5 protein-coding genes are annotated in these 4,932 nt (G+C 74.1%); 2 read left to right on the forward strand and 3 right to left on the reverse strand.

Annotation, left to right across the window (positions count from 1 at the left end; all coding sequences use genetic code 11):
- The first annotated feature begins 108 nt into the window (after positions 1-108).
- The gene (locus tag V7E45_RS38735; RefSeq protein ID WP_333778974.1) at positions 109-273 is read left to right on the forward strand and encodes a hypothetical protein; all 165 of its coding nucleotides are present in this window, start codon (positions 109-111) and stop codon (positions 271-273) included.
- 55 nt (positions 274-328) lie between these two features.
- On the opposite strand, the gene V7E45_RS38740 is transcribed toward V7E45_RS38735, so the two are convergent.
- From V7E45_RS38740 to V7E45_RS38750, 3 genes are read right to left on the reverse strand one after another with little or no spacing between them, the layout of a single operon-like run.
- Entirely contained in the window at positions 329-1,129 is an 801-nt protein-coding gene (locus V7E45_RS38740; protein ID WP_333778978.1) for a sugar phosphate isomerase/epimerase family protein, read from the reverse strand.
- A gap of 32 nt (positions 1,130-1,161) precedes the next feature.
- A complete protein-coding gene (locus tag V7E45_RS38745; protein WP_333778975.1) occupies positions 1,162-2,313 on the reverse strand; it encodes a dihydrodipicolinate synthase family protein in 1,152 nt (383 codons plus the stop codon).
- Positions 2,310-3,461 carry a Gfo/Idh/MocA family protein gene (locus V7E45_RS38750; protein ID WP_333778976.1) on the reverse strand — a complete coding sequence of 384 codons (1,152 nt, stop codon included), beginning with the start codon at positions 3,459-3,461 and terminating at the stop codon, positions 2,310-2,312. Before V7E45_RS38750 ends, V7E45_RS38745 begins: the two co-directional genes overlap by 4 nt.
- 295 nt (positions 3,462-3,756) lie before the next feature.
- Here V7E45_RS38750 and V7E45_RS38755 point away from each other — a divergent pair, with 295 nt between their 5' ends.
- A complete protein-coding gene (locus V7E45_RS38755; protein ID WP_333778977.1) occupies positions 3,757-4,803 on the forward strand; it encodes a LacI family DNA-binding transcriptional regulator in 1,047 nt (348 codons plus the stop codon).
- Positions 4,804-4,932 lie beyond the last annotated feature (129 nt).

Consider the following 4,932-nt stretch of genomic DNA (forward strand, 5'->3'; position numbering starts at 1 on the left):
CCCCGGGTCCCCCCCCCGGAGGTTCTGACGCACGGTACGACCGGCGATCCCGGGAAACGGTTGTACGGGTTGCGGGATTTTTTCTTCGCCCGGTCAGGTCTCGCGGACGTGCACCGGGACTTGATCGTGGTCCCCTACGACTCCCATCTGTCGGCACGGCGGGCGGTCGACCTCTCCCGGCCGCGGCCCCGTACGGCCAACGCCTTCCTCGACCTGGCGGCCCTGGTGATGACGGAGCCGGACGCGCCGGACGCGCCGGACGAGCGCGGCTGAGCCGGGGCCGTCCGCCGCTCGGCCGACGGTCGGTGCCGGCGCGGTGCGCCCGCCGTCACCCGATGACGTGGGTCCGGAACCGTTCCACCGTCTCCGCCAGCACCTCCCGCCCGTCCCGCGCCCACAGTCGCTCGTTGAACAGTTCGACCTCGATCGGGCCCGCGTAGCCGGCCGCGTCCACGTGTTCCTTCCACGCGCGCAGGTCGATCGCGCCGTCGCCGAGCTGTCCGCGGCCGTTGAGGACGCCCTCGGGCAGCGGGGTGGTCCAGTCGGCGAGCTGGAAGGCGTGGACGCGGCCCGCCGCACCCGCGCGGGCGACCTGCTCCGGGGCCCGGTCGTCCCACCAGACGTGGTACGTGTCGACGGCCACGCCGACCTGGTCCGCGGGGAAGCGCTCGGCGAGGTCCAGGGCCTGGGCGAGGGTGGAGACCACGCAGCGGTCGGACGCGTACATGGGGTGCAGCGGCTCGACGGCCAGGCGCACGCCGTGTTCCCGGGCGAAGGGCCCCAGTTCGGCGAGCGCGTCGGCGATGCGCTCGCGGGCCGCCCGCAGGTCACGGGAGCCAGGCGGGAGGCCGCCCGAGACCAGGACCAGGACCCGGGTGCCGAGGGCCGCCGCCTCCTCGATCGCGCGCCGGTTGTCGGCCAGCGCGGCCGCTCGCGGGCCGGCGTCGGTGGCCGTGAGGAAGCCGCCCCGGCACAGGGTGGTCACCGTCAGGCCCGCGTCGCGGACCAGCTTGGCGGTCGCCTCGACGCCGTACGACCGGACCGGCTCGCGCCACAGGCCGACCCCGGGCACGCCCGACCGGGCGCAGGCGTCGGCGAGTTCGGGCAGGGTGAGCTGCCGTACCGTCATCTGGTTGACGGAGAGACGCGCGATGTCCGCGTTCACCGGGCCACTCCGTACAGCGACAGCAGGTTCCTCATCCGTTCCTCGGCGAGCATCGGGTCGGGGAACAGGCCGAGCCCGTCGGCGAGTTCGTAGGCGCGGGCCAGATGCGGCAGGGAGCGGGCCGACTGCAGGCCGCCGACCATGGTGAAGTGGTCCTGGTGACCCGCGAGCCAGGCCAGCAGGACGACTCCGGTCTTGTAGAAGCGGGTCGGGGGCTGGAACAGGTGGCGGGCGAGGGGGACCGTGGGGTCGAGCAGGGCACGGAAGCCCCCCGTGTCCCCCGCGTCCAGGAGCCGGACGGCCCTCGCGGCCAGCGGTCCCAGCGGGTCGAAGACGCCGAGCAGGGCGTGGCTGAAGCCCTGGTCGTCACCCGCGATCAGCTCGGGGTAGTGGAAGTCGTCGCCGGTGTAGCAGCGGACCCCGGCGGGCAGCCGGCGGCGCAGGCCGGTCTCGCGCCGGGCGTCCAGCAGGGAGACCTTGACGCCGTCGACCTTGCCGGGGTGGGCCGAGATCACCGCGAGGAACGTCTCGGTGGCCGCGTCGAGGTCGGACGAACCCCAGTAGCCCGCGAGGGCCGGGTCGAACATCGGGCCCAGCCAGTGCAGGATCACCGGCTCGGTGGCCTGCCGCAGGAGGTGGCCGTAGACGTCCAGGTAGTCCTCGGGTCCGGACGCGGCGGCGGCCAGGGCCCGGGAGGCCATCAGGACCGCCTGGGCCCCCGACTCCTCGACCACGGCGAGCTGTTCCTCGTACGCGGCGCGGATCTCGGGCAGGGTGCCGCCGGTGATCTGGTCGGTGCCGGCACCGCAGGCGATGCGGCCGCCCACGCTCCGGGCCTCCGCCGCCGACCGGCGGATCAGCTCCGCCGCGCCCGGCCAGTCCAGGCCCATGCCGCGCTGGGCGGTGTCCATCGCCTCGGCGACGCCGAGTCCGTGGGACCACAGGTGGCGGCGGAAGGCCAGGGTGGCGTCCCAGTCGACGGCGGCGGGCGCGTCGGGTGAGACGTCGGCGCGGGGGTCGGCGACGACGTGCGCCGCCGAGAAGACCGTGCGGGAGGTGAGGGGGGCGCCGGGGGTGAGGGCGAGCGGTTCGGTACGCGGCTCGTACGTCCGCGTCCCGCCGCCGGCGGACGGGAGTCGGAGGGTCACAGCGCGAGCTCCGGCACGTCGAGGCGGCGGCCCTCGGCCGAGGACCGCAGGCCGAGTTCGGCGAGCTGGACGCCACGGGCGCCGGCCAGCAGGTCCCAGTGGTACGGGGTGCCGGCCTGGACGTGCCGCAGGAACAGCTCCCACTGCGCCTTGAAGCCGTTGTCGAACTCGGCGTTGTCCGGGACCTCCTGCCACTGGTCGCGGAAGACCTCGGTGGTGGGCAGGTCGGGGTTCCAGACCGGCTTGGGTGTCGCGCCGCGGTGCTGCGCGCGGCAGTGGCGCAGCCCGGCGACGGCCGATCCGTGCGTGCCGTCGACCTGGAACTCGACCAGTTCGTCGCGGTGGACGCGGACCGCCCAGGAGGAGTTGATCTGGGCGATGGCGCCGCCCTCGATCTCGAAGACGCCGTAGGCGGCGTCGTCGGCGGTGGCGTCGTAGGGCCTGCCGTGCTCGTCCCAGCGCTGCGGGATGTGGGTGGTGGCGAGCGCCTGGACGGAGGTCACGCGGCCGAACAGCTCGTGCAGCACGTACTCCCAGTGCGGGAACATGTCGACGACGATGCCGCCGCCGTCCTCGGCCCGGTAGTTCCACGAGGGGCGCTGGGCGGGCTGCCAGTCGCCCTCGAAGACCCAGTAGCCGAACTCGCCACGGACCGACAGCACCCGGCCGAAGAACCCGCCGTCGATCAGGCGCTTCAGCTTGCGCAGGCCCGGCAGGAAGATCTTGTCCTGGACGACGCCGTGCCTGATGCCCTTGTCCCGGGCGAGCCGGGCCAGTTCGAGGGCGCCCGCCAGGCCGATGGCCGTGGGCTTCTCGGTGTAGACGTGCTTGCCGGCCGCGATCGCCCTGCGGATCGACTCCTCACGGGCCGAGGTGACCTGGGAGTCGAAGTAGATGTCGACGTCCGGGTCGGCGAGGACGGCGTCCAGGTCGGTGGAGACGTGCTCCAGGCCGTGCCGTTCGGCGATCTCCCTGAGGGCGTGCTCGCGGCGGCCGAGCAGGACCGGCTCGGGCCACAGCACGGTGCCGTCGCCGAGGTCGAGGCCGCCCTGCTCGCGCAGGGCGAGGATCGACCGGACGAGGTGCTGGCGGTAGCCCATGCGCCCGGTCACGCCGTTCATGGCGATACGCACCGTCTTGCGTGTCACGTCGGTCCCTTCGTCGACGCCGTGCGCCCCGGTCGGCATCGGTGCCGGCATCGGCGGCGGCCCGTCCAGCAAGCCCGTCCAGCAAGCGCTTTCTATCTGGTGAGAAGCTAGCCGCTGAGTACCGGTCCGTACAAGACCGTGTCCTTTTCGAGTTGTTCGAGGGAGCGAACAACCCGAGTGGTTGGCCTTAGGGTCTGCTCGACACCGGGCGGAACCGTGACCGTGACCGGCCTGTCTACGAGGACGGAACCATGCGCGGGCAGACGCGCGACCTGAGCACGACCGGAGGACGACGATGACGGTGACCCTGGCGGATGTGGCGGCCCGCGCACAGGTCTCCCCCGCGACGGTGTCGCGCGTGCTGAACGGCAATTACCCGGTCGCCGCCTCCACCCGCGAGCGGGTGCTGCGCGCGGTGGACGAACTGGACTACGTCCTCAACGGTCCCGCCAGCGCGCTCGCCGCGGCCACCTCCGACCTCGTCGGCATCCTCGTCAACGACATCGCGGACCCCTTCTTCGGCATCATGGCGAGCGCGATCCAGGCCGAGATCGGCGGGCCGGGCGGCCGGGCCGGCGGGGAGCGGCTCGCGGTCGTCTGCAACACCGGCGGCTCGCCGGAACGCGAACTGACCTACCTCACCCTGCTGCAGCGGCAGCGGGCCGCGGCCGTGGTGCTGACCGGCGGCGCCGTGGAGAACGCGCCGCACGCCGCCGCGGTGGCGGCGAAGCTGCGGAAGCTGGCGGCGGCGGGCACCCGGGTGGTGCTGTGCGGGCGGCCGCCGGCGCCGGACGCCGAGGCCGTCGCGCTCACCTTCGACAACCACGGCGGCGCCCGCGCGCTGACGGACCACCTCATCGGCCTCGGCCACCGCCGGCTCGGCTACATCGCGGGTCCCGAGGAGCGCACCACCACCCGGCACCGGCTCGAGGGCCACCGCGCCGCGCTGGCGGCGGCGGGCATCGAGGAGGACCCGAGGTGGACGGTGTACGGCCGCTACGACCGGCGGTCCGGCCACGAGGCCACCCTGGAACTGCTGCGCCGGGACGCGTCCCTGACGGCGATCGTCGCCGCGAACGACTCCGTCGCCCTCGGCGCCTGCGCCGCCCTGCGCGAGTCCGGCCTGCGCATCCCCGAGGATGTCTCGGTGGCCGGCTTCGACGACCTGCCGTTCAGCGTCGACGCGGTGCCCTCCCTGACGACGGTCCGGCTGCCCCTGTCGGAGGCGGGCGCCCGGGCGGGCCGCATCGCCATGGGCCGCGAGGAGCCGCCGCCCGGCGGGATCGCCTCGGTGCGCGGGGAGTTGATGGTGCGGGGGTCCTCCGGGGTGCCGCGGGTCTGAGCGCGGGGTGTGCGGGGTCTTGGTGCATGGGGGGCCGTCCCAGGGCCTGGGCTTCGGTGCGTGAGGGGTCTCGGTGCATGGGGGGCCGTCCCGGGGGCCTGGGGCCTCGTGGCCTGAGGGGTCTCGGTG

The organism is Streptomyces sp. IBSBF 3136 (assembly GCF_036815105.1).
Classification (GTDB): domain Bacteria; phylum Actinomycetota; class Actinomycetes; order Streptomycetales; family Streptomycetaceae; genus Streptomyces.